General features: G+C 68.3%; 22 protein-coding genes. 6 read left to right on the top strand and 16 right to left on the bottom strand.

Features of this window, described 5'->3' with window-relative positions; all coding sequences use genetic code 11:
* Positions 1-11: 11 nt before the first annotated feature.
* Positions 12-776, top strand: coding sequence for a response regulator (locus GH664_RS01850; protein WP_153166422.1), 765 nt, complete (start codon positions 12-14; stop codon positions 774-776).
* On the top strand, positions 773-2,101 hold the full coding sequence (locus tag GH664_RS01845; RefSeq protein ID WP_153166421.1) for an ATP-binding protein: 1,329 nt from the start codon (positions 773-775) through the stop codon (positions 2,099-2,101). The genes GH664_RS01850 and GH664_RS01845 overlap by 4 nt, the downstream gene beginning before the upstream one ends.
* Here GH664_RS01845 and gcvA read toward each other — a convergent pair.
* The gene (gene gcvA / locus GH664_RS01840) at positions 2,070-3,104 is read right to left on the bottom strand and encodes a transcriptional regulator GcvA (RefSeq protein ID WP_153166420.1); all 1,035 of its coding nucleotides are present in this window, start codon (positions 3,102-3,104) and stop codon (positions 2,070-2,072) included. The genes GH664_RS01845 and gcvA overlap by 32 nt on opposite strands.
* 98 nt (positions 3,105-3,202) lie before the next feature.
* Here gcvA and GH664_RS01835 point away from each other — a divergent pair, with 98 nt between their 5' ends.
* Positions 3,203-3,556, top strand: coding sequence for a DUF2917 domain-containing protein (locus tag GH664_RS01835; RefSeq protein WP_194270299.1), 354 nt, complete (start codon positions 3,203-3,205; stop codon positions 3,554-3,556).
* 49 nt (positions 3,557-3,605) lie between these two features.
* On the opposite strand, the gene GH664_RS23870 is transcribed toward GH664_RS01835, so the two are convergent.
* Together GH664_RS23870 and glpK are read right to left on the bottom strand one after the other, a co-directional pair.
* Positions 3,606-5,180: a glycerol-3-phosphate dehydrogenase/oxidase gene (locus GH664_RS23870; RefSeq protein ID WP_153166418.1), complete on the bottom strand. Its 1,575-nt coding sequence runs from the start codon at positions 5,178-5,180 to the stop codon at positions 3,606-3,608.
* A 31-nt stretch (positions 5,181-5,211) separates the two neighbouring features.
* Entirely contained in the window at positions 5,212-6,702 is a 1,491-nt protein-coding gene (gene glpK, locus GH664_RS01820; RefSeq protein ID WP_153166417.1) for a glycerol kinase GlpK, read from the bottom strand.
* A 200-nt stretch (positions 6,703-6,902) separates the two neighbouring features.
* Here glpK and GH664_RS01815 point away from each other — a divergent pair, with 200 nt between their 5' ends.
* Both GH664_RS01815 and GH664_RS01810 read left to right on the top strand, forming a co-directional pair.
* The gene (locus GH664_RS01815) at positions 6,903-7,265 is read left to right on the top strand and encodes an STAS/SEC14 domain-containing protein (RefSeq protein WP_153166416.1); all 363 of its coding nucleotides are present in this window, start codon (positions 6,903-6,905) and stop codon (positions 7,263-7,265) included.
* Positions 7,262-8,116 carry a sulfurtransferase gene (locus GH664_RS01810; protein WP_153166415.1) on the top strand — a complete coding sequence of 285 codons (855 nt, stop codon included), beginning with the start codon at positions 7,262-7,264 and terminating at the stop codon, positions 8,114-8,116. Before GH664_RS01815 ends, GH664_RS01810 begins: the two co-directional genes overlap by 4 nt.
* Before the next feature lie 5 nt (positions 8,117-8,121).
* Here the strand turns inward: GH664_RS01810 and murI are convergent, their stop codons facing one another.
* Together murI and tyrS are read right to left on the bottom strand one after the other, a co-directional pair.
* Positions 8,122-8,937: a glutamate racemase gene (gene murI, locus GH664_RS01805; RefSeq protein ID WP_153166414.1), complete on the bottom strand. Its 816-nt coding sequence runs from the start codon at positions 8,935-8,937 to the stop codon at positions 8,122-8,124.
* 34 nt (positions 8,938-8,971) lie between these two features.
* Entirely contained in the window at positions 8,972-10,171 is a 1,200-nt protein-coding gene (tyrS, locus tag GH664_RS01800) for a tyrosine--tRNA ligase (protein ID WP_153166413.1), read from the bottom strand.
* Positions 10,172-10,261: 90 nt separating this feature from the next.
* Here tyrS and GH664_RS01795 point away from each other — a divergent pair, with 90 nt between their 5' ends.
* Positions 10,262-11,587 (top strand): peptidoglycan DD-metalloendopeptidase family protein, encoded by a 1,326-nt coding sequence (locus tag GH664_RS01795; RefSeq protein WP_153166412.1) that lies wholly within the window; start codon positions 10,262-10,264, stop codon positions 11,585-11,587.
* 88 nt (positions 11,588-11,675) lie between these two features.
* Here GH664_RS01795 and erpA read toward each other — a convergent pair whose 3' ends face one another.
* The 11 genes from erpA to GH664_RS01740 all read right to left on the bottom strand — a co-directional run bounded on the left by erpA (position 11,676) and on the right by GH664_RS01740 (position 24,493).
* Positions 11,676-12,026 carry an iron-sulfur cluster insertion protein ErpA gene (gene erpA, locus GH664_RS01790; RefSeq protein ID WP_153166411.1) on the bottom strand — a complete coding sequence of 117 codons (351 nt, stop codon included), beginning with the start codon at positions 12,024-12,026 and terminating at the stop codon, positions 11,676-11,678.
* 91 nt (positions 12,027-12,117) lie between these two features.
* A complete protein-coding gene (gene argC, locus GH664_RS01785; RefSeq protein ID WP_153166410.1) occupies positions 12,118-13,146 on the bottom strand; it encodes an N-acetyl-gamma-glutamyl-phosphate reductase in 1,029 nt (342 codons plus the stop codon).
* A gap of 77 nt (positions 13,147-13,223) precedes the next feature.
* The gene (locus tag GH664_RS01780) at positions 13,224-15,152 is read right to left on the bottom strand and encodes a sigma-54-dependent Fis family transcriptional regulator (RefSeq protein ID WP_194270304.1); all 1,929 of its coding nucleotides are present in this window, start codon (positions 15,150-15,152) and stop codon (positions 13,224-13,226) included.
* Between the two features lie 284 nt (positions 15,153-15,436).
* Positions 15,437-16,138 carry an HAD family phosphatase gene (locus tag GH664_RS01775; protein WP_153166408.1) on the bottom strand — a complete coding sequence of 234 codons (702 nt, stop codon included), beginning with the start codon at positions 16,136-16,138 and terminating at the stop codon, positions 15,437-15,439.
* The gene (pabB, locus tag GH664_RS01770; protein WP_153166407.1) at positions 16,128-18,029 is read right to left on the bottom strand and encodes an aminodeoxychorismate synthase component I; all 1,902 of its coding nucleotides are present in this window, start codon (positions 18,027-18,029) and stop codon (positions 16,128-16,130) included. Before pabB ends, GH664_RS01775 begins: the two co-directional genes overlap by 11 nt.
* A 19-nt stretch (positions 18,030-18,048) precedes the next feature.
* A complete protein-coding gene (gene fae / locus GH664_RS01765; protein WP_153166406.1) occupies positions 18,049-18,579 on the bottom strand; it encodes a formaldehyde-activating enzyme in 531 nt (176 codons plus the stop codon).
* A 370-nt stretch (positions 18,580-18,949) separates the two neighbouring features.
* Positions 18,950-19,774 carry a formylmethanofuran dehydrogenase subunit C gene (locus GH664_RS01760; RefSeq protein WP_153166405.1) on the bottom strand — a complete coding sequence of 275 codons (825 nt, stop codon included), beginning with the start codon at positions 19,772-19,774 and terminating at the stop codon, positions 18,950-18,952.
* Entirely contained in the window at positions 19,771-20,730 is a 960-nt protein-coding gene (gene fhcD / locus GH664_RS01755; protein WP_153166404.1) for a formylmethanofuran--tetrahydromethanopterin N-formyltransferase, read from the bottom strand. The genes GH664_RS01760 and fhcD overlap by 4 nt, the downstream gene beginning before the upstream one ends.
* Positions 20,727-22,403 carry a formylmethanofuran dehydrogenase subunit A gene (locus GH664_RS01750; protein ID WP_153166403.1) on the bottom strand — a complete coding sequence of 559 codons (1,677 nt, stop codon included), beginning with the start codon at positions 22,401-22,403 and terminating at the stop codon, positions 20,727-20,729. The genes fhcD and GH664_RS01750 overlap by 4 nt, the downstream gene beginning before the upstream one ends.
* On the bottom strand, positions 22,400-23,689 hold the full coding sequence (locus GH664_RS01745) for a formylmethanofuran dehydrogenase (RefSeq protein ID WP_153166402.1): 1,290 nt from the start codon (positions 23,687-23,689) through the stop codon (positions 22,400-22,402). The genes GH664_RS01750 and GH664_RS01745 overlap by 4 nt, the downstream gene beginning before the upstream one ends.
* A gap of 78 nt (positions 23,690-23,767) precedes the next feature.
* A complete protein-coding gene (locus GH664_RS01740) occupies positions 23,768-24,493 on the bottom strand; it encodes a HisA/HisF-related TIM barrel protein (RefSeq protein WP_153166401.1) in 726 nt (241 codons plus the stop codon).
* Position 24,494 lies beyond the last annotated feature (1 nt).

The following is a 24,494-nucleotide window of genomic DNA, read 5'->3' as shown; positions in this document are numbered from 1 at the left end:
GAGAGATCGCCATGAGCAACCAGACCGACCACATCCTCATCGTCGATGACGATCGCGACATCCGCCAACTGCTGGCCGACTACCTCGAGAAGCAGGGCCTGCGCTGCACGACCGCGGCTGACGGTCGCGACATGAAGGCCAAGCTCGAGACCCACCGCGTCGACCTCATCGTGCTCGACATCATGATGCCCGGCGAGGACGGCCTGAGCCTGTGCCGCAACCTGCGCGCCAGCGGCAGCCTGCAGGCCAACACGCCGATTCTGATGCTCACCGCGCGCGGCGAGGACATGGACCGCATCCTCGGCCTCGAGATGGGCGCCGACGACTACCTGCCCAAGCCCTTCGTCCCACGCGAGCTGTACGCGCGCATCCGCGCCATCCTGCGCCGCGCCCGGGCACTGCCGCCCAACCTGGAGGCTGCGCCGCCGGCCAATGCACGCGAACTGCATTTCGCCCAGTGGCGCCTGGACACGGTGAACCGCCACCTGATCGACGGCTCCGGCACGGTGGTCGCGCTATCGGGCGCCGAATACCGGCTGCTGGGCGTGTTCCTCGCCCATCCGCAGAAGGTGCTGTCGCGCGACCAGTTGATGGAGCTGACGCAGGGCCGGGAGGCGGATGTGTTCGACCGCTCGATCGACCTGCTGGTGAGCCGGCTGCGCCAGCGCCTCGGCGACAACGCGCGCGAACCGGCGATCATCAAGACGGTGCGCAATGAAGGCTATGTGCTCGCCGCCGAGGTCAGCACCGTGGGCGACGAGCGGGGATCCGCATGAAACTGCCCGCGCCGCGCAGCCTCTTCGCACGCCTGATGCTGATCTGGCTGATCGGCATTGCGCTGGTGCTGGCGCTGAGCTTCATGCTCTTCGCGGGCGAACGCGAGCGCGTCGGGCGTGCGGCGCTGCTGGCCGGCATCGCGCAGGAGATCGCCACCGCGGCCGATGTCCTCGATCGCATGCCACCGACCGACCGGGAGCGCTGGATCGACGAGTTCGGCCGCCGCCGGCTGCGCTTCGCACTGCGCGCTCCAGGTGAGGCCATGCCGCCCGAGCAGGCGAGCCACCCGCTCCTGCAGGCCTTGCGCGAAGCCATGCCGGAGCGCACGGTGAGCTTGCATCGGCTTGAGCGTCCCACCATGCCCCACCCGCTGCTGCTGGCGTCGGTGAGCCTCGCCGACAGCACCGCGCTCCTCGTGCGCCTGCCTGGCTTTCCGCCGCCGCCCGGCCTGCGACTGCCGCCCCCGGACCGGCTGTTCGCCGCGCTGTTCGCACTGATCGGCGGCGTCAGCCTGCTTGCCTGGATCGCGGTGCGGCTCGCCACCCGGCCGCTGTCACGGATGGCCGCCGCAGCTCGCGCACTTGGCGACGACCCGGAGCGCGCGCCGATGGAAACGTCGGGCCCGACCGAGGTGGCGCAGGCAGCCATCGCCTTCAATCAGATGCAGCAACGCATCCGCGAGCATGTCGCCGAACGCACCCGTATCCTGGCCGCGATCTCGCACGATCTGCAGACACCGATCACCCGCCTGCGGCTGCGCGCCGAGCTGGTCGACGACGAGGGCCTGCGTGCGCGCATCCAGTCCGACCTCGATGCCATGCAGGCGCTCGTCAAGGAAGGCCTGGCGTATGCACGCAGCCTGGACGAGCGCCAGCCGGCGCAGCCCATCGACCTCGCGGGCCTGCTGTCGGCCCTGCGCGCCGACGCCGAGGACATGGGCTGGCAGGTCAGCGTGGCCGGCAGCACACGGCATCCCTGCGTCGGTCAGCCGACGGCGCTGCGCCGCGCGCTGTGGAACCTGATCGAGAACGGCATCAAGTTCGGCGGACGGGTCGAGATCCTGCTGGTCGAGCGGCGCGACGAATTCGAGATCCGCATCCGCGATCACGGCACCGGCTTGCCCGACGAGGAACTCGAAAAGGTGTTCGAGCCTTTCTATCGCACCGAGTCCTCGCGCAGCCGGGAGACCGGCGGCACCGGACTGGGCCTTGCGATCACGCGCAACCTGCTGCGCGCGCAGCGTGGCGAGGTGAGGCTGCGCAATTACCCCGAAGGCGGTCTCGAGGCCGTGGTCAGCCTGCCGACGGGGCCTGCGGCACACTGAACACGAGCGGTGCCGACACCGGGCCCGCCTGCGGACACAAGGGCTCGGCCAGGTCTGCCGCCACCTCGGCGCGCAGCCACGCGAGAAAATCGGTCAGCAGCGGGGTGTCTGCCTGGCGCTCCGGCAGCACGATCCAGTAGTGCCAACGCGGACGGGCGTCGAAGTCCGCCGGGTAATCGAAGCTGCAGCCACTCTCGCTGTGCGGCGCATGCGCGGCCGGGATACCGATCATGAACGGCCGCGCCAGCTTGCCCGCGCGCAGCGCCAGCGCGGCGAGGCTGCGACGCGCCAGTGCGACGCCGCGGCCCTCGATGGCCGCCTGCACCACGAGGGCGGAGTCCGAGATCATCAGTCCGGTCGACGGCTCGGGCCAGTCCAGGCCGGCCGCGCGAAACCACGGCAGCCAGTCCTCGCCTTCCGAGCGCAGCAACGGCAGGCCGGCGAGGTCAGCCGGCTCGGCGATGCATCGGTTCGCCACCAGGGTCGGGCTGAGGACGGGAAAAAGCTCGTCCTCCATGAGCAGCGCCGCGCGCACTCCCGAATAGCCGCCCGGTCCCCAGCGGATGCAGACATCGACGGCGTCGCGCGCGAAATCCGCGAGTTCGTTGGTGGCGGTGATGTTCACTTCGGCATCGGGATGGCGATCGATGAAATCGCCGATCCGCGGCGCCAGCCAGCGGCCGGCAAACGACGGCATCGTGCTGACGGACAGGCGGTTCCGATTCATTCGTCGACGCAGCGCAGAGACCGTGTCCGACAACTGTCGCAGGGCCGCGTTGGTGCCCTGCAGCAGTTCCATTCCAGCCGGCGTCAGGCTGACCTGCCGCCCCTGCCGCAGGAACAGCGGGAAGCCGAGTTGCTCCTCCAGCGCGCGGATCTGGTGACTGACCGCCCCATGCGTGACGAACAGTTCGTCGGCCGCACGCGAGAAACTGCCCAGCCGCGCAGCGGCCTCGAACATGCGCAATGCGGATAGCGGCGGGAGCCTGCCAGGACGTTCCATTTGTTAGCCCTACTCACAAATCCGAGAGATTTCATCGTTTTGAAGTCGCCGGCCGCTCGACCACAATGAATCCACACAACCGATCGAGGAGAAGCGACATGGAAGCCAGACTAGCATCGTTGGTGCAGACATTCGAGGTCGATCGGCTGCTGTCCGTGCGCGACGCGGAAGGCTGGACGGTCATCTGCGAAGCCGGGCGCGCCTGGCTGACGCTTGAGGGTCATTCACAAGACAAGTGGCTGGCAAGGGGCGAGCGTTTCGTCTTGCCCGGCAGCGGGCATGTGCTCATCGAGGCCGATGGCGCCGCCCGCATCAGGCTGCAGCCGCCACGCGAGGGCAGCACCGGGCGGCTGACTGCAGACGCATGGTCGCGCGGCCGGCAATGGCTGCAGGCCGTAGCCAGCACCGCGATCGTACGACCCGAGGCGCTGGGCTGCGCGGGACGAAGCTGAGGCGCGCGCCGCCGCCGCACCCGACAACGGCGGCGACGCCCGACGACGGCTACACACCCATGCCCAGGTCGCGATAGCGCGCCGCCAGCGCGGCAAAACGCGTGCATTCGGCCGCGCACCAGTCGGCGCCCACGCCCCGCTCCTGCGCGAGGATGGACGCCACCGCGGGGGCGGCCGCAGCCGCCAGCGTGGCATCGAGGAAAAGCGCCCGATGCCGGCGGGCGAGCACGTCGTCCACCGTACGGGCGAACTCGGCGCGAAACGCGTAGCGCACCTCGGCCTCGGTCAGCGTCAGCCCCTCGACCAGACGGCGGCCTGCCCCCGCGAGGCGATCCACCTGGTCACGGTCGGTTCCGTAGCAATCCGATGCGGACGCGGCGCCATGTGTCGAAGGCGCGCCATGCAGCGGCAGGCATGCGGTCTGCGAGTCGCGCCGCGGCAGCCCGGCCACCGACTGCGCCGCGTCCACCGCGTCAGCCGCCATCAGGCGATACGTGGTCCACTTGCCGCCGGTCACGCTGACGAGCCCGCGCGACGACACCTCGACGACATGCTCGCGCGACAGATTGCGTGTGGCCGACGCATCGCCGGCACCGATCAGCGGCCGCAGGCCGACGAAGGCGCTGCGCACGTCGGTGCGCGTGGGCGCACGGGCCAGATGGCGCGCGGCGGTGGCGAGGATGAAGTCCACCTCGCCGGGCAGCGGGCGTGGTTCGAGCGGGGTGTCCCGGCGCGGCGTATCGGTAGTGCCGAGCAGCACCCTGCCCTGCCACGGAATGGCGAACAAGACCCGCCCGTCGGCGGTGCGCGGCACCAGCATTGCATCGGAGCCGGGCAGGAATTCGTGGTCGACGACCAGATGCACGCCCTGGCTCGGCCGCAGCAGCGGCGGGACGGCGGGATCGGCCAGGCGGCGGACGGCATCCGCCCACACGCCGGTGGCGTTGATCACCACTCGCGCAGCCACCCGGCATGCCTCGCCCGTTTCGCGATCACGCACGCGCACGCCGCGGACGCGGCCGTCCTCGACCACGAGTTCGCAGACCTCGCAATGGTTGATCGCAGTGCCGCCAAGGTCGAACACCGTGCGCGCGAGCGCCAGCGCGAGGCGTGCGTCGTCGAACTGCGCATCCATGTAGGCGATGCCGCCGCGCAGACCTGCCGTATTGACGTTGGGCAGCGCCGCTACCGTGCGCGCGACATCGAGCGACCGGCTGCGGCCAATCGCACTGCTGCCGCTGGCCAGCAGGTCGTACAGGCCCAGCCCGACGCCCATAAGCGGCCGGTCGTACCAGCGGTAAGCCGGCACCACGAAGCGCAGCGGGCGCACCAGATGCGGTGCGTTCTTTAGCAGGTGGGCACGTTCGGCGAGCGCTTCGCGCACCAGCGCGAGCCGCCCCTGCGCCAGATAACGCACCCCGCCGTGGACCAGCTTGGTGGCGCGCGAACTCGTGCCGGCGGCGAAGTCCTGCGCTTCGACCAGCAGCACGGAATGGCCGCGTGCAGCCGCATCGACAGCGCAGCCCAGGCCGCTCGCGCCACCGCCGATGACGACCACGTCCCAGATGCGGGCCTCGCGCAGGCGCGCGATCAGCGCCGGCCGGGAAAGATCCGCTGCATGCATGCCCGCTCCCGCCGGATCGCGCCCTCCCTCGTCACGGCTGCGCCCAACCCGCCGCCCGCTCCACCGCGCGCTGCCAGCGAGCGCACGCCGCCTCACGCGCGTCGATCGGCAGCGACGGGGAGAACACGCGGTCGACCTGCCACTGCGCGGCCAACTCGTCTTCCCCGGTCCACATGCCGACACCCAGGCCGGCAAGAAAAGCGGCCCCCAGCGCAGTGGTCTCGAGCATGCGCGGCCGCAGCACCGGCACGCCAAGCAGGTCGGCCTGGATCTGCATCAGCAGGTCGTTCGCCGCCGCGCCGCCGTCGACGCGCAGCTCGCGCAGCGGCGCGGCGCCGTCGCGCTTCATCGCGTCGACGAGATCCACCGTCTGCAAGGCGATCGCCTCCAGTGCCGCACGCGCGATATGGCCGGCACCCGTGCCCCGCGTCAGCCCGATCAGGGTTCCTCGCGCGTAAGCGTCCCAGTGCGGCGCCCCCAGGCCGGTAAAGGCCGGCACCAGGACCACACCCCCGCTGTCCGGCACGCTGGCGGCGAGCGCCTCGATATCGGCTGCGCGCTTCACCAGGCCGAGCGCATCGCGCAGCCACTGCACCGTGGCGCCCCCCATGAACACGCTGCCCTCGAGGGCATAGCGTGTCGCGCCCCGCCCGGCCCATGCGATCGTGGTAAGCAGGCGGTTACGCGAGTCCACCGGCACGTCGCCGATGTTCATGAGGAGGAAGCAACCGGTGCCGTAGGTGTTCTTGGCCATGCCCGAAGCGAAGCAGGCCTGGCCGAAGGCGGCTGCCTGCTGGTCGCCCGCAATTCCCGCAATCGGCACTGCAGCGCCGAGCACCGCGGCATCGGTCTCGCCGCAGATGCCGCTGCTGTCCACCACCACCGGCAGGAGCTGCGCCGGAATGCGGAAGCGCTCGAGCAGCAGCGGATCCCAGTCCCGCGTGTGGAGGTTGAACAGCAGCGTGCGCGACGCATTGGTCGGATCGGTGACATGCAGCCGCCCGCCGGTCAGGTGCCACGCCAGCCAACTGTCCACGGTGCCGAAGGCGAGCTCGCCGCGCTCCGCACGCTCGCGCGCACCCGGCAGATGGTCGAGCAGCCAGGCCAGCTTGGTGGCGGAGAAGTACGGATCCAGCTCGAGGCCGGTGCGCGCGCGAAGATCGTCCGCCCAGCCTTCTGCCCGCAGGCGGTCGCAGTCGGCCGCGGTACGCCGGTCCTGCCAGACGATGGCGGGCGCCAGCGCACGACCACTGGCACGCTCCCACAGCACTGTCGTCTCGCGCTGGTTGGCGATACCGAGCGCGGCGAGCCCGCTGGCGTGCACACCCGCATCGGCAAGGGCCGCACGGGCACACTCGAGCTGCGTCTGCAAGAGCTCGTGCGCGTCGTGCTCGACCCAGCCGGGATGCGGGTAGTGCTGGGCAAAGCCGCGCTGCGCTGCGCCGCGCAGTCGGCCCTCCGCATCGAACACCATCGCCCGCGAACTCGTCGTCCCCTGGTCCAGCGCCAGCAGGTAGCTCATCGCCTTCTCCCGTCATGTGGGTGCGCCATGCGGGCGTCAAGCCTAACCCGATTCGACGCTGTCGCGCGACCGGCCGGCAGCGCGATCTCGGATGGTCCCTAGCGCCCGGCCAGAACCTTGCAGTGGCGCGGCGCTGCGATTGAGCCGCACCGGCGCGAAGGCTATAGTGGTAAGCACCTCATTGCCGAGCGGAGACTGCCATGATCACCACCGACCACAGCGATAAACGCGTTGCCGTCACCGTATTCGGCGAATTCACGCTGTCGGACTACAAGGAGTTCGAGGAGCTCGTGAACTTCAAGGTCCAGTTCGAAGGGCAGGTCGACCTGCTCATGGATCTGCGCGAGATGGTCGGCTTCACGCTCGATGTAGCCTGGGAAGAGATCAAGTTCTCTCGCCAGCACGCGCACGATTTCCGCCGCATCGCCATCCTCACCGAAGACCAGTGGCTGACCTGGAGCGCGTGGGTATCACAGCTCTTCGTCGATGCCGAAGTGCAGGTCTTCAGCGAGGAAGCCGAGGCACGCGACTGGCTGGCGGAAACGGCCGAGGCCGCACCGTGAACGCTTCGTTCGCCACGCTGATCGGTGCGCTCGACCTGGCGCAACGATTGCGCGACGCCGACTGGGTGGTCATCGACTGCCGCTTCGACCTGGCGAATCCGGATTTCGGCTACCAGGCCTGGCGCCGCAGCCATATTCCCGGCGCGTTCTTCCTCGATCTCGATACCGATCTATCGGGCTTTCGCTCCGGCACCAACGGCCGTCACCCGCTGCCCGATCCGGCGCAGCTCGCCGCCCGCCTTGGCGAGTGCGGCATCGACAACCACAGCCAGGTCGTCGCCTACGACGACACCGGCGGAATGTTCGCCGCACGCCTGTGGTGGCTCATGCGCTGGCTTGGTCATCACCGCGTGGCGGTGCTCGACGGCGGCCTGCAGGCATGGTGCCGCGCCGGACAGGCCCTCGACGCCGAAACGCCCGAACCGATACAGCGCAGCTACACGTTCTCGCTGCAGCCCGGACGGGTCGACGCCGATTACGTTGCCGCGCATCTGGGCGGGACGGACATGCTGCTGCTCGATGCGCGCAGCCCCGACCGCTTCCGCGGCGAAAACGAGATGCTGGATCCTGTCGGAGGCCACATCCCCGGCGCAATCAACCGTTTCTTCCGCGACAACCTCGTCACGGACGGCTGCTTCAAGCAGGCCTCGGTGCTGCGCGAGGAGTTCGGCGCCCTGCTCGCCGCGCGCAACCCGCATCAGGTCGTGCATCAGTGCGGGTCGGGCGTCACCGCCTGCCACAACCTGCTCGCGATGGAAGCGGCCGGCTTTCACGGCTCGCGCCTGTACGCCGGTTCGTGGAGCGAGTGGTGCGCCGACCCCTCGCGTCCGGTCGCGAGCGGTCCGGCCTGAACGCCCTACCAGTCGACTTTCTCGACCTGCCCCAGAGAGCGGCCGAGGAAGCGCTCGCCTATCGTCTGGAAGCGCAGCGGCACGTCGCTAACCACATAGTGGTAGCTCGCCGGCGCACCGCCACGCTGCGCCAGCCCTTCATGATGCAGACGCTGCGCAGCAAACTCCGCCGTGGTCACGGCGGAATCGATGAGCTTCACCGCCGGTCCGGCGACGTCGCGCAACAGCGGCTTGAGCAGCGGGTAATGCGTGCAACCAAGCACCAGGCTGTCGACCTCTTCCGCCAGCACCGGCCGCAGGTATTCCTGCGCAGTCAGGCGCGTGACCTCGTGGTCCAGCCAGCCCTCTTCCACCAGCGGCACGAACAGCGGGCAGGCCTGCGAATACACCCGTGCGGTCGGATCGAGCGCATGGATGCGACGCGCGTAGGCATTGCTGTTGATCGTGGTGGGCGTGCCGATCACGCCGATGCGTCTGCCCGACGACTCGGCCACGGCAGCGCGCGCGCCGGCCTCGATGACGTCCAGCACCGGTACGTCCCGCGCCAGCCGGTGCACCACATGCGCCGCCACCGCCGCCATGGTGTTGCAGGCGATGATCAGCATCTTCACGTCACGCTGCAGCAGGAAGCGGGTGATCTGCTCGGTGAACTGCTCGATCGTGGCAACCGACTTCACGCCGTAGGGCACGCGCGCGGTATCGCCAAAATAGATGATGTTCTCGAGCGGCAGGCGCTCCATCAACGCCCGCACGACGGTCAGCCCGCCGACGCCGGAATCGAACACGCCGATCGGGCGCGCGGCATCGGCCGTCGTCAGCATGCAGCCCCCCTGCCCGTGCGCGGCGCGGCCTCGCTCATTCCAGCACCACTGCCGCGAACTTGCGCTTGCCGACCTGCAGCACGACCGTGGCACCGGCCGCCAGCACCTGGCCCTTGTCATCCACCCGCTCGCCGTTCAGCTTCACCGCGCCTTGCTCGATCATGCGCATGGCTTCTGAAGTCGATCCGGTGAGGCCGGCCTGCTTGACCACCTGGAACACCGGCAGCCCCTCGGCGCCCACCTGCACGCGCACTTCGGGCAAGTCCTCGGGAATGGCATTGCGCTGGAAGCGCGCCTCGAAGTCGGCGAGCGCCTCTTCGGCGGCCTTCTGGCCATGGAAGCGGCCGACGAGTTCCATCGCCAGCATGACCTTGACGTCGCGCGGATTGCGCCCGCCCTCGACCTCGCTCCGCAGTTGCGCGATCTCGGCCGTCGAGCGGAAGGACAGCAGATCGTAGTAGCGCCACATCAGCGTGTCGGACACCGACATCGTCTTGCCGAAGATCTCCTTGGGCGCCTCGGCGATGCCGATGTAGTTGCCGAGCGACTTCGACATCTTGTTGACGCCATCCAGGCCCTCGAGCAGCGGCACCATCACCACGCACTGCGGCGCCTGCCCGTAGTGCTTCTGCAATTCGCGGCCCATCAGCAGGTTGAAGCGCTGGTCGGTGCCGCCGAGCTCGACATCGGCCTTCATCGCCACCGAGTCGTACCCCTGGCACAGCGGGTACAGGAACTCGTGGATCGCGATCGACTGGTTGTTGGCGTAGCGCTTGGAGAAATCATCGCGCTCGAGCATGCGCGCGACCGTCTGCTGCGCCGCGAGCCGGATCATGCCGGCCGAGCCGAGCCCTTCCATCCAGGCGGAGTTGAAGCAGATCTCCGTCTTCGCGGGGTCGAGGATCTTGAACACCTGCTCCTGGTAGGTCTTCGCGTTGTCGGCGATCTGCTCACGCGACAGCGGCGGCCGGGTGGCGTTCTTGCCGCTGGGGTCGCCGATCATGCCGGTGAAGTCGCCGATCAGGAACATCACATGGTGCCCCAGCTCCTGGAAATGGCGCATCTTGTTGATCAGCACGGTGTGGCCCAGATGCAGGTCGGGGGCGGTGGGGTCGAAACCGGCCTTGATGCGCAACGGACGCCCGCTCTTCAGCTTCTCGATCAGTTCAGCCTCGATCAGCAGTTCATCCGTGCCACGCTTGATCAGGTCGATCGCGGCCTGAACATCACTCATTCGACTTCTCCAAAAACCTTTTCAGGGCAGGGGAAATATTTGTTAGAATTCAACGCGTTTTTTTGTCCACTTCTGGAGCCGGACGCCCCGATGCAGACCAGAAAGACCCGAATTCTAGCCGATCTACCGACCCAACTCCTCACCCGGCCGCGTGCCTGGGCGTTGACCGGGGTCGTCGGCCTCTCCCTGATGGGCGTCGTGGCCGCCGTCGCCGTTCCCCAGCAGGGCCCCTCACAGGTTCCCACCGTCGCCGTCATCGAGACCCTGCCGCCGCCGGTCGCGGTGTCCTCCGCCGCCACCGACCTGCCCTTCGTCAGCGAATTGCGCGTGCAGGGCGGTGACACCGCGCAAACCCTGTTCCGCCGCCTGCGCATCGACGATCCGCAAGCGCTCGCGATGCTGACCGAGTCCCCTGACGGCCGTCAGGCCCTGCGCCAATTGCGCGCTGGCCGCACGGTCACCGCAGTGGTGCATGGCGACGGCAGCATCTTGTCCTTCCGCCTGCCGGTCGGCCAGGACGGCGAGCGGATCGTGCTCGAGCGTGGCAACGACGGACGGCTCACGCTGCGCACGGACCGCGAGGCCACGACGACGACGCTGGTGGAGATGCGTTCCGGCGTGATCCGCAGCTCGCTGTACGCGGCGACCGACGCTGCAGAATTGCCCGACGAGGTCGCGAACAAGCTCGTCGAGTTGTTCGGCACCGAGATCGACTTCCACACCGACCTGCGCAAGGGTGATCGCTTCAACGTGATCTATGAGGCGGTCTACGACCGCGGCGCACCAGTACGCGCCGGCCGCGTGCTGGCGGCCGAATTCGTGAACCAGGGTGAGAGCCACGTCGTCGTGCTGCACCAGCGCGCCGACAAGGAGCAGTACTACACCGCCGACGGTCGCAGCCTGGGGCAGGCCTTCCTGCGTTCGCCGCTGGAATTCTCGCGCGTCACCTCGGGCTTTGGCGGGCGCATCCATCCCATCCTGAACCGCGCGCGCGACCATAAGGGGGTCGACTTCGGCGCCCCGACCGGCACGCCGGTCAAGGCGACTTCCGATGGCGTCGTCGAATTCGCCGGCACCCAGCGCGGCTACGGCAACCTCATCGTGCTGCAGCACCGCGGCAAGATTTCCACCGCCTACGCGCACCTCAGTGGTTTCGCCTCCGGCCTCAGGCAGGGCCAGGCGATCAGCCAGGGGGATCTCATCGGTTACGTCGGCACCACCGGCATGTCCACCGGCCCGCACCTGCACTACGAAGTGCGCATCGACGGCGAAGCACAGGACCCGATGTCGGTCGAGCTGCCGATCGCCAACGCACTCGAAGGGCGCGAACTGCAGGCCTTCAGGCGCGACACGGCGCCGCTGCTGCACCGCTTCGCGCTGCTCAATCGCGACACGCAACTGGCCCGCGCCAACTGAGCCGGGCTGGCGCCACGATCGGCGCGCACCAAAAGACGCGGGGCGCCGATGGCGCCCCGCTTTTCATTCCACGCTGCCGCTGAGAGAATCAGACGGAGAAGGAAGAACCACAGCCGCAGGTGCTGGTGGCGTTAGGATTGCGAATCACGAACTGCGAGCCTTCCAGGCCTTCGGAGTAATCGATCTCGGCACCCAGGAGATACTGGTAGCTCATCGGATCGATGAGCAGCGTGACGCCGTTCTTCTCGTAAGCCGTATCGTCCTCGTTCACTTCCTCGTCGAAAGTGAAGCCGTACTGGAAGCCGGAGCAGCCACCGCCGGACACGAACACACGGAGTTTCAGACCGGGATTGCCTTCCTCTTCGATCAGCTCGCGAACCTTGTTCGCGGCGTTGTCGGTAAAGACGAGAATTTCGGGGGTTTCGGCTACAGCGTTCATATTTTCTCCTCTGCAGGGGTATGGGGCGGATGATGCGCCATCCGACCCTTTATCGTCAAAATCTGATTGTCCCGGACGTGACAAGTTCCCGTCACGGGCTGACCGGCACGATGTCGAGCGCGGTGCTCTCTTCGAAGCCGAACATGATGTTGAGGTTCTGCACCGCCTGGCCCGCCGCGCCCTTCACCAGGTTGTCGATCACCGACAGCACCACCACCGTGTCCCCGCCCTGCGGCCGGTGCACCGCGATGCGGCAAAGGTTGGAGGCGCGCACCGAGCGCGTCTCGGGATGGCTGCCCGCCGGCATCACATCGACGAAGGGCTCTCCGGCAAAGCGCTGCTCGTAGAGCGCCTGCAGGTCGATGTCCTGCGTCAGGCGGGCGTACAGCGTGGCATGGATGCCGCGGATCATCGGCGTGAGGTGCGGCACGAAAGTCAGCCCCACCGGCTGGCCGGCGAAGCGCGTCAGCCCCTGGCGGATTTCGGGCAGATGGCGGTGGCCCGCCACGCCGTAGGCCTTGAAGCTGTCCGCCGACTCGGAAAAGAGGGTGTGCACCTCCGCCTTGCGCCCGGCACCGGATACGCCCGACTTGGCGTCGGCGATGAGGTGGGAAAGGTCGACCGCACCGGCCTCGACCAGCGGCAGGAAGCCGAGCTGCACCGCAGTCGGATAGCAGCCGGGGTTGGCCAGCACACGCGCATTGCGGATCTGCTCGCGGCTGGTCTCGGGCAGGCCATACACGGCCTCGGCGACGAGTTCGGGTGCGGCATGCTTCATGCCGTACCATTTTTCCCACTCGGCAATGTCGCGAATGCGGAAGTCTGCCGCGAGGTCGATGATACGCACGCCAGCCGCCACCAGTTCAGCCGCCTGCTGCATGGCGATGCCGTTGGGCGTGGCGAAGAACACCGCGTCGCACTTGTCCAGCGCCGCTTCCTGCGGCGTGACGAACTTCAGATTCACGCGTCCGCGCAAGCTCGGGAACATGTCCGACACCGCCATCCCGGCTTCGCCGCGCGAAGTGATCGCCACCAGTTCGACCTGTGAATGGCGTGACAGCAGTCGCAGCAGCTCAACGCCGGTGTACCCCGTCCCGCCAACAACGCCAACCTTGATCATGTCGCTTCCTTGCCTGAGTCGAGAACAGAGCCGCGATTATCGCATCCCGCGACCGGCAGGGGAGCATGCACCGGCGCTCAGTGCATGCGACCGAGCTTGCGATAGAGCGTGTTGCGGCTGACCCCCAGGCGGCGCGCGGCCGCCGAGATGTTGCCGCCGACCTCGCGCATCACCGAGGTGATCGCCTCCAGCTTGATCTCGTCCAGGCTGCGCGGCTCGGCTTTCAGCCGGCCTCCCGCGTGTTCCGGCTCCTCGACGGGTGCCGGCTGTGCGGCACCTGCGCCACTGCGGGGACGCGCCGGCGCGTCGTCGAAGGGTTCGCTGCCGAACAGGTCCTCCGGCAGATGGATGGCGCGCAACTCGTGCTCGTCCTCGTCCATCAGCGCCACCGCCAGGCGCAGCACGTTGTGCAACTGGCGCAGGTTGCCGGGCCAGGCGTAGCGCTCGAAGAAGTTCATCACCTCGTCGCTGATCGAAACCCCGGAACGCCGCACTTCCGCCAGTTCTGCGCCGAAGATGCTCTCCACCAATGGCCGGATGTCGCTGCGCTCGCGCAGTGGCGGCAGCGTGACGGTCAGGCCGTTGATGCGGTAGTAGAGGTCTTCGCGGAACTCACTTGCCGCCACCGCTTCGCGCAATGCACGGTGCGTTGCGCAGACCAGCGAGATATCCACCGGGATCGACTTCGTCGAGCCGATCGGCGTCACGCAGCGCTCCTGCAACACGCGCAGCAGCCGTGTCTGCATCGCCAGCGGCATGTCACCGATCTCATCCAGAAACAATGTGCCGCCGTGCGCCAATTGCACCTTGCCGACGCCGCCTTCGCGACGGGCTCCGGTAAAGGCGCCGCCCACGTAGCCGAAGAGCTCGGACTCGATCAGGTTCTCGGGAATGGCCGCGCAGTTGACCGCCACGAAAGGACCGTCGGCACGCGGGCCGCTGTTGTGGAATGCGCGCGCGAAGAGTTCCTTGCCCACGCCGGATTCGCCCTGGATCAGCAGCGGGATGCCCTTTCCCTCAATGCGCATCGCCCGGTCCAGCGCACGCTGCAGCCGTTCGTCGCCAGTCGAGAGGCTGGCGAGCGAGACCTCGCCGCTGCGCTTGCCACCGCCTGCCGCCTTGCCCCTCGCAGCCGCCTCGGCCACTGGTGTCGGAGCGGTCACGGAGGCCATCGCCTGCATGCCGGGATTCGACACCATCAACGGACGCAGCGAACGCACCTGGAGATAGAGCTCGCCGCCCTGGCGCAGGTCCAGCTTGAGCAGCGCATTGGGCGCCATCGATGCGCGGTCGAGGATGGCACCAAAGCCGATCTTGAACAGGCTCGCGAAGCTCGACACCGGCGCGCTGCGGCCCGCCCGCGCCAGCCACTCGCGCCCTGCACCATTGGCGCCCAGGACGGCCCCATCCGCACCGAGCGCGATGAGGCCCTCCTGCAGGCTGCCGAGATACTCCGGGCGCGGATGAAAAGCGATCAGGATGTCGTTCGGATAACGCGCCTCGAACAGGCGCTTTTCCAGCAACTGCACCGACAGCCGCACCAGCCCCAGAGTGTGGCGCTGCGGGTTGCGAAAATCGCCCGAGATGTCGAGTACCCCTGCCAACTCGCCGTCGGCGCCGATGATCGGCGCCGCACTGCAGGTCAGGAAGCTGTTGCGGTCGAGGTAGTGCTCCGAGCCCAACACCTCCACCGCCAGGCGTTCCTCGATCGCAGTGCCGATGCCATTGGTGCCGCGCAAACCTTCGCTCCAGCATGCCCCGGGCTGCAAGGCAACCCGGCCGGCGCGATCGACAAAGGACGGATCGCCCAGGCTGTGGATGATCGTGCCGTCCACATCGGCCAGCAGCACCATGCTGCCCGAGGCCCGGATCTGGTCGAACACATGCTCCATGACGCCGCCTGCGTGCGCCAGCAGCGTGGCGTTGCGTTCCCGGGACTCCGCCAGTTGCAGACGCCCCACCGGCTCCATCGGCCGGCCATCCTGATGGTCGAGGCCGCTGTCCATGCAGCGCTGCCACGAGCGCACAATGAGCGGTGGAACGTCTTCTTCCGGAACGATTCCCTCATCGAAGAACTTCTGGCGCGCGATCACGATGCCGTGATGCCGTGAATCCTTTGGCTGGAGCAACACCCTTCTCCTCCTTCCCTCGTCGTCTGCCGCGACGCTGCGAAAGCCCTGTTTCAGGCCTTGCTTATAGTGATGTCCCAAAAACTAGCACCTGCACCACATTGAAGCAACTCGTCGGACAACAATCTCCGCATTTTTGACTGGAACGGCATTGCCGAGGTTCAGCCCCGCGCGTTAGCCGCGGACGCGGCCTCGAGATTGTCGAACACCGGCCAGCCCTTCAACTCGGCGTGCCGACGAAGAACGTCGTCTGGAGAGATCGCCACCGGATGGCTGACCGCCCCGAGGAGAGGAAGATCGCTTCCTGAATCGGAGTAGAAGATCGTGCGCGAGAAGTCGCACCAGTCCTCGCCGCCGGATCGCAGCCATGCCGTGACGCGATCGACCTTGGCCGCGCCATGGCACAACCCGCCACAAATCTCGCCGGTGTGGCGATTCCCGGGACCTTGTTGCGCCTCGCTGGCGACCAGGTGCTCGATGCCGAACAGCTCGGCGAACGGGGCGGCGATCGCGCGCGTCGTGGCGGTGACGATGCAGCACACATGACCCGCGTCCCGATGCCGCGCCACCAGCGCATGCGCCGCGGCGGGCACCACCTCGGGCAGGGTCGCGGCGAAGCGGTGTTGCCAGGTGGCGAGCTCGTCGGTCTGCAGCCGCGTCAGGCTGCGCAGCACGAAACGGTGCAGCGTTGCCGCATCGCCCTCCCCCGCGACATAGCGCTGGCAGAGCGCGAGATAGGCCTCGTCGACGCCAGCTTCCAACACGCCGCCGGCGATCAGGAAGCGGAGCCACTGCATGCCGCTGTCGAACGGCACCAAGGTGAAGTCGAGATCAAACAGCGCGAGCGCGCGCTCAGCCGGCAAAACCCGTCCTCCGCTCGACCAACCGCGCCTCGCGCGCCCCGCGCAAGGCGTTGCACACCACGATGCGCTCGGCGCGGAAAAGATCAGCCAGTGTCACCCGCGCCTCGCGGGCCTTCCAGGACGCATCCTCGAGCAACACGCTGCGCATCACGCCCGGCAGCACGCCAGTGGCAAGCGGCGGCGTCACCCACTCGCCGTCGAGCAGCAGGAAGACATTGCTCCGCCCGCCCTCGGTCAGCTCCCCCGCGCGATTGTGGAACAGCATGTCGAATGCGCCCTGTCTCGTCGCCTCGGCCACCGCGGCGTCGTAGCGGTCGCGCAAGGTCGTCTTGTGCCGCAACAGGGGGTCGGCCTCGTCCATCGCGTCGGCAGCGACGATCAGCGACACCGGGCCGTCGGCCAAGGCATCGAGCGGTGCGACGACGAGGTCGAAATGTCCGTCCTTGCGCAGCGCCAGCCGCAGCCGGAAGGCCCGACCGGCAGCCAGTGCGGCAGCCTGGCCGACCAGATCGGCACGGATGTCGTCGGCGGGCAGCGCGAAGTCGAGCTCCGCGGCGCTGCGCGCGAGACGCGCCAGATGGCGCTCGAGATGACGAACGCCCTCCTCGCGCGTCGCGTGCATCGTCTCGATCAGACTGAAGCCGGGGTCCAGCCCGGTGAGGAAGCGCGCCTTCAGCCGACACTCCTCGTACTCGTCGTCGGCGCGGCTGTCGATCACGATGCCGGCGCCGATGCCCAGCCGCCCCCGGCGCAGGCCCCCTGGGCCCGCGGCATCGAGGGTCAGAGTGCGGATCGCCACCGACAGGCAGAAGTCGCCGCATGCTGCATGCGCCCGATCGCCGGCCGGCGCATCGATCCAGCCGATGCTGCCGGTGTAGAGGCCACGCGGGGTGGTCTCCAGGCCGGCGATGAGCTGCATGGTGCGATGCTTGGGCGCGCCGGTGATCGAACCACAGGGAAACAGCGCACGCAGCAGATCGGCGAAGCCGACGTCATCGGGCAGTTCCGCCGCGATCGTCGACGTCATCTGGAACACCGTCGGATAGGCCTCGACCGAGAACAGCGCCGGCACTCGGACGCTGCCGGTGCGCGCGATGCGGCCCAGATCGTTGCGCAACAGGTCGACGATCATCAGGTTCTCGGCGCGATTCTTGGTGTCACCGCCGAGCATGCGCGCGATCTCGCTATCGCCTTCGGGCACGCTCGCGCGCGAGGCCGTGCCCTTCATCGGCTTCGCTTCGAGCCGGCCGCCGCGGTTGCGCAGGAAAAGCTCCGGCGAACACGACAGCACATGCGTCGGACCGCCGCCCGCCGACGGCGGCAGCGCGATGAAGGCACCGAAGCTCACCGGCTGGCGCGCGCGCAGCCGCCGATACAGGCTGATCGGCGCGCCGAAGCCGCGCAGATCCAGGCGGTAGGTGTAATTGACCTGGTAGGTCTCGCCTTCGCGGATCGCCGCGTGGATGCGATCGATGGCACGGCGAAATGCGTCGCGATCCACGCTGGGCTGCAGGTCGAGCACGCCCGCCGGCGCGGGCGTCGCAGACGCCGCGTCCAGGTTGAGCGCGGCACGCTCACGTTGCGTCAGCCAGGCATCGACCTGAGCTGCGGACAAGTGTTGCAGCGACTCGAAGAGCAGCACGCGAAGTGCTCCGCCGTCCTCCGGCGCCAGGGCCTCGTCGCCCGCATGCTGCAGGCGCGCGCCCCACTCGTAGTCGGCCAGGACCACCGCATGACGGCCGGCGCGAAGCTCGCGTTCCACCTCGGCCCACGTTTCATCGAGGCGCGCCGGGTCGTCGCAGCGGCATTCGCGCACGAAACCCTTGTAGAGACGGCTCGTCGGCGCCGCCTCGGTGGCGGCGCAGTCGTCGAGCAGGGCGAAGCACTCCATCGCAGCAGGGGGCAGAAGCTCAGCTCCAGTCGTCGTAGTCGTGCTTGATCGTGTGCCGGTTGGCGATCAGCTCGTCGATCGTGGGCTCGTTGTTCAGCGCGCGCTTGATCGCGAGCTTGGTGGCCTCGTAGTTGGTGCGGTACATGTCCTTCTTATCGAGGTTCGGGTCGGTCGCGCAGCGCGGGTCGATCCAGACCAGGCTGATGATGCACAGATCGTCGACGAGGTCTTTCGGGATGATGCCGTCGATCACGCAGTCGAGCACTGCATCGGCTGTGGCCGATTGCACGACACCACCGAACAGCTCGATGTTGGGCATGTCCTTGAGCGTGACCTTGGGCACGGTGATCGTGGCCGGGCGCACCAACTGGTTGCAGGCGCGGATGGCGAACATCGCGGTGTGACCCTTGGTCTGCGCCATCATGTTGGCGAAGGCCTGGCCGACCGGGCCGTCGGTACGGCCGATCAGGATCTCGGGCATCGCGTCGGTGAATTGACCTTCTGCGGCGAGGACGGTGGCTTCGCCGGCATGGAAAACGTACTTGCTCATGAGGACTCCGGAAGAGACGTCTTGAAGAATCGGCCAGGCCGCATTCTAGGGCCTGCCGGGGGAAGAAGGAGTCACGGACGCGACGTGTGTTGGCTTGTTGCCGACAATCCGGTCGGGTGGCGGGGGGCAGCAAAGTTGTCGCCGAGAACCCGGTCTAGCGGCGGAGGATGTGCTCCGTCGGGCTGCCGCTACGCGGCAGCAGCGCTGCGGAGTTCACGCAAATGCGCGCCCTTGATTCGCTCCGGACTCGGACAGTGCTCGTGCGCTCCTCGCCTCCTCCACCGCCAGACCTGCCATGCTGCCAGCCCCGAGGGCGTGAAGCCTAAGGCATGAAAGGCGCAGTGAATTGGGACGGCTTACCCCCAGCCTGTCAGCCGACGATCAGCCACTCGCCCTTGCCATCCGCCGCCAGGTCGCCGACGACGCGACGCGGAACGCGGCCAGCCAAACTGTCGAAGGCGGGATGCAGCTTGCCGAGGCTGCGCGACAGCAGCGCCCACGTCACGCGAATGTCGTGGCTCGTTTCGGCAAACGTCGCCGGCACGTCGGGTGCCGACCCGCCGAACACCAGTGTGCCGCGCCGCATGCCGTAGCCGCAGTGGGCACCGACCCGCCCCGCCAGCGCGATCGTTCCTGCCACCATGCGCGAGGCGCAGAAATCGCCGGCATCGCCCAGCAGCAGCACGGTGCCGCGCCGCATGCGGTCGCCGAAGCGGGCGCCGGCGTTGCCACGCACGACCAGCGTGCCGCCGCGCATGCCGTCCATGCTGCCGGGCAGCGCGCCGGCGGCGAAGTCGCCGATGTCGCCGCGCACTTCCAGCCGGCCGCCGGCCATTTCGCAGGCAGCCAGATGACCGGCGCGCCCTTCGACGACGATGTCGCCACTGCGCATCGCCGCGCCGAGGTAATCGCCGACCTCACCGGTCACGCTCAGGCACCCGCCGTCCATGGCCTGGCCGATGCGGTCGAAGCGGCGCAGGTCGCCCTCGAGGCGCAGCTCGGGCGCCTCCGACGACAAGGCGTCGACATCGAACAGTTCGCCCAGCTCCACATGCGCGTTGGCATGCCGCAGTTCCAGCCGCGCGACCTCGCCGACGTCACGGCCGGCCAGCGCCGCAGGCTGCAGCGGACTCAGATCCACGCGGAAGTCAGGCTGCGCGCGCAGGCGCAGGCGGAAACCCTGTGCTGCGCTCATACGCTTGCCTCCGCGCCCAGCAGCTTGTGAAGATGGAAATGGAAAGGGCCGAGCTTGCCGCCGTAGTTGCCGGCAGAGATACGCGTCACGCCGGCCTCGCCGCCACGGGCGACGATGGCATCGATGCCGGCGCGCATCGCCGCCGAAACGTCGGCTTCGGTCAGCCCGTCGATGACGATCTCCATCACGCAGCGCGTGCCGGCGTCGAGCTCGGTCTTCTTCGCCAGAGGGATCAGCGCCGGGCAGAAGGCGTCGTTGGTGGAGGCCATCAGTGACGCGTACTTGCTGCCGACCTTGCTCCCCGAGCGCACCACCCCGCCTGGGAAAGGCATGATCACGCCGGGCACCGCCCGCATCGCCTCGACCGCCGCTTCCGCACCGGCCAGCGCGGCGTCGGTGTCGCGCGCCAGCAGCAGCAGGTTGCCGCCGCCCACCGCCTTCACCACCGCCGTCGTCTCCTGCGCGACGAACTCGCCGTCCATCACCGGCACGCGCCAGTAGCGCTTGCCGTCGATCATCTTGGAGATCTGCCAACCGTCGCCGAAGAAGCGCAGGTTCTTGCCCAGCGCGACGGCCTCGCCCTCGTCGAGCCCGGCATACACGGCGGTGGTCGGGCAGGTCAGCACGCACTGGCCGACACGGCGTTCGAGCTGCTTGGCGAGTTCCTTGCCCGACATCGAGAACAGCAGCACCGCCACGCCCGGCCGGCCGTCCGGCGTTTCGATGGGCGACAGCATGCGCTCGATGCCCGCTTCGCAGCCGCAGGCGATCACCGAGGTGGCGAAGCCGGTCATCGCCACTGCCGCGTTACGCGCCCAGGTGTCGTTGTGCGCGGTGATCAGCACGCGCGTCGCCTTCATCGGAAAGGCCTCGGCGAAGGTCGGGTCGATGCTCACGCCGTTGCGCACCACCGCCTGCTCCCCGGCGCCAGATGTCGTCTCTGCCTGTGCGCTCATTTGCCCCCCCGACCGCCATGCACCTTGCACGCCAGCAGCGCACCGCCGTTGGCGCAGGAGCACAGCTCGTCCTTGCCGATCTTCGCGTTGCGGTAGCTCACGCTGAGGTGGCGCTGCGCGTATTGCTCGATGGTCTTCTCGATGCCGGGATCGAACTCGGTCTCCAGGAAGTGGGTGCCGCCCACTGGCACCGCCTCCAGCCGGCCCTGGCGCGCCACCAGGCGGCCGTCCTTGAACACGTATTCCGGCGTGGCGAACATCGCCTCGCGGTCGGCGTCCTCGCGATACACCGCGATGTCGGCCGCGGCGCCGACGCCGAGCTGGCCGCGGTCGGCCAGCCCCAGCAGGCGGGCCGGCGCGGCGCGGGTCATGATCGCGATGTCGTACAGGCTCAGCTCGCGGCCGATCTCACGCAGGTCGACCGACGCCGCCACGTCCGGATGCAGGCGCGCCAACTGCTCGTCGCGGAAGGACTTGTCCATGAGCAGCCTGATCAGGTGCGGGTAGCTGGTGAAGGGGCCGCCGTTGGGGTGATCGGTGGTCAGCACCACCCGCCACGGGTCGTCCATCAGCAGGAAGATCTCCAGCCCGATCGCCCACTGCAGGGCATTCACGTAGCTCTGCTCGCGATAGCGGAAGGGCACCACGCCGCAGCCGGCGTCGCACTCGATGTCGCCACCGACGTATTTGCGCGGGCTGCCGAGGTCGGCATTGGCGAACTGGCGCATGGTGTCGCCGGAGGCGGTGACCGTCTGGCCGAAGATGATCTGGCCGACGTCGATGCTGACATTGGGCGCGGCCTTCACCTTCTCGATCAACTGCCGCGCGGCCGACGAGAATTTCTTCGGCCCTTCCTTGCCATAGCTGTGGAACTGGATGTGCGTCAGGTGGCCGGGCAGGCCGTCGAGCGCGTCGATGGTCGCCAGCGTGGATTCAATGTTGCCGGCGACGCCGAGGTTGCTGGCATGGATGTGCAGCGGATGCGGCACGCCCAGCTCGGTCAGCGCGCGCGCCAGCGTGTGCACCACATGGCGTGGCGTGACCTGCCAATGCACGTGGTTCTCGTCGACGTCGAGCTTCCTCTGGTTGAACTTGAAGGCCGAGATGCCGCCCGGGTTCACCACCTTCACGCCCATCGCCTTGCTGGCGTCGATGGACCAGCCGACATAGTCGCGGATGCGCTCGAAGTCCTCGCCGCGCGCCAGCATCTCGAGGAACAGCTCCTCGTTGCCCAGCATCACATAGGCGCCATGGTCGAGGATGGGGGTGTCGCCCATCTCCATGTGCGCGTGGCGCGCATTGGCCGCCAGCATCGCCGGTTCGAAAGCAGCCGTGTAGCCCATCTGCGCGTAGCGGTAGCCGGTTTCCAGCGTGCCCGGTGTGCAGCAGCCGTTGGAGGCGAGTTCGAGCAGCGGGTCGCGCGCGCGGTTGGCGCGGTGGTCCTCGGGCAGCATCATGCGCGCGAGGTTCACCTTGCCGCCGCCGATGTGGGTGTGCAGGTCGATGCCGCCTGCCATCACCACGCAACCGGACACGTCGTACTCGTGGTCGACTTCTTCCTGCGGATGCAGCGCGACGATGCGTCCGTCGCGCATGCCGATGTCACGCGTCTCGCCATCCACACCGTTGGCCGGGTCGTACACCCGCCCGCCCTTCAATCGTATCGTGCTCATGGCGTGCCCTCCGTCGCCAGGCGACGCAGGGCCAGCCGTGCCTGCAGCGCATTCGCGATGTCCGCCACGGTCGGCAGGCCGTCATCGCGCAGCGCGCGCAGCGGCAGGGTGACGACGCCATCGGCGCGGAACAGGTGACCATCGGCGTTGATGCCGGGCGTGGCCACCGGGATGAACACGGTGCCCGCTGCGGCGCAATCCGCCGCCAGCGCGGGATGACCGAGCACGATGCGCGGCAGCACAGTCGCAGGCGGCACCGGCTTCGGCCCCAGGCTCGCCACCCACAGCAGCAGATCCACCGCCTCCTCCTCAAGCAGGCGGTCGGTGGCGTACTGCAGCGGGTCATGATCGAGGCCGAGCGGCCCGACGCGGCTGCGCAGCGGCAGGCCGGACATCCAGGTGGTGACGGCATTCGCGGTCTGCAGGCCGTCCGCGCCGCCGAGCATGAAGGCGCCGGCGCGCGTCTTGCGGTTGAGCGACATCACGATGCGCAGCACCGCCTCGGTGATCAGCGCGCCCTGCGCAGGCAGCCGGCCGGGCTCGAACACCACCACACAATACGTCGACGCTCGCATCGCCTGCGCCAGCCGTTCCAACGCAGCATCGGGGGCCGGCAGCCGGCGACCATCGACGAGCGCAGCGAGCATCGCCACCGCGTCGAACAGATCGCCTTGCAGCGCCACCTCGTCGACTTCACCCTGCAGCCCGGCAGGCGCACTTGCGCCGACGAATACGGTGCGGCGCGCGAAAGCCGCTTCGTCCACCGGCGCACAGCGGCGGAAGAATTCGGGGAAATTGCTCGCGGCGTCGGTGCCGATGCACACGACAAGGTCGGCCCGGTTGCGGATCTCGGCGAGCGTGGAGAACATCTGGCCGCGATCCTGCAGCGTGCGGAGCACCGGCATCAGCGTATCGCCGCGCGCGTGATCGAGGATGGCGCCGCGCTGGTTGGCCAGCCGGACCAACTGCCGCATGCCGCCGACGTCGGTCGCCAGCCCGCCAAACAGCGGCATGCGGCTGGCGGCGAGACGTTCGGCGGCGGCATCGAGCGCAGTATCGGGCGAGACTTCACGTCCATCCACGGTCGCCGATGGCGCGGCGGGCACCGGCCCGAAGCTGGCCAGCCCCTGTACCGCTTTGGAACAGTCGCTGCCGACGAGCTTCAGCCCGCCCTGTTGCGATTCGACACGGAAGCCGTCGCACAGCAGCGAGCAGAACGGGCAAGTCCAGTCCTGCCCAATGCTGCCGGACGGGTCCGGGTTCTGGGTTTGAGTGGGGGCATTCATGGCGCCTATCTCAGCAAATCATGTGCCAGAAGAACGGGCGGTTCTGCCCTCATTGCGTCATCGCGATTCGCGCCGGCCTCAGTCCGCGCGCGGCGCAAGGCGCCGATCGTGCAGCGCAGAGGCGGTCAGCCACGCCGCGGCGCCGGCTTGCTCGGCCAGGCGCAAGTCGGCCTCGTCGCGAATGCCGCCGGCGCCGATCAGCATTGCCCGCGGCGCGCGGCGGGCACAGTCGCGCAGCGTGGCCAGGTCCGGCCCGTCGAACGATCCGACGCGATCCAGCGTCATGACGATGACGCGCTCCGGCCACAGGCTCTCGTCGGCCCAACAGCCGGCCGGGTCCATCAATTCCCCGCCGCGGCGGTCCAGCGACAGGATGGCGCCGGCCTTGTCCGCCAGGCTGGTGCGCGCCACCTCAGCCGAGGCCAGCGCCTCGCTGGCAAAAACGGGTACGACCCTTGCTGTCGATTCCCCCGACGCGTCGTCCAACCCGGCGCCCAGTTCTGCACGCAGCCGGCCGAACGCCGCTGCATCCGCAAAACCCGCATCCAGCCACAAGCGCACGCGGGGCAAGGCCGCGAGCAGGTCGCGAATCACCGCAACCTGCACGGCGCCGCCGGTCAGTGCGTCCAGATCGGCGACGTACAACGTCTCGGCACGGACGTAATCAACCAATGCGCGCGCCACCGTCACCGGATCGCTGCCGGCGCACAGCCCGGACACGATGGGCTGATAGTCGCTGCGCTGGCCGCGCACCGCACGCACCACCTGGCCTTTCATCAGATCCAACACCGGTATGATTTGCATG

It is taken from the genome of Thauera sp. 2A1 (assembly GCF_009469595.2).
Taxonomy (GTDB): domain Bacteria; phylum Pseudomonadota; class Gammaproteobacteria; order Burkholderiales; family Rhodocyclaceae; genus Thauera.
Note: the sequence above shows the minus strand (reverse complement) of the source record. Positions and strands in the feature narration are given on the sequence as shown.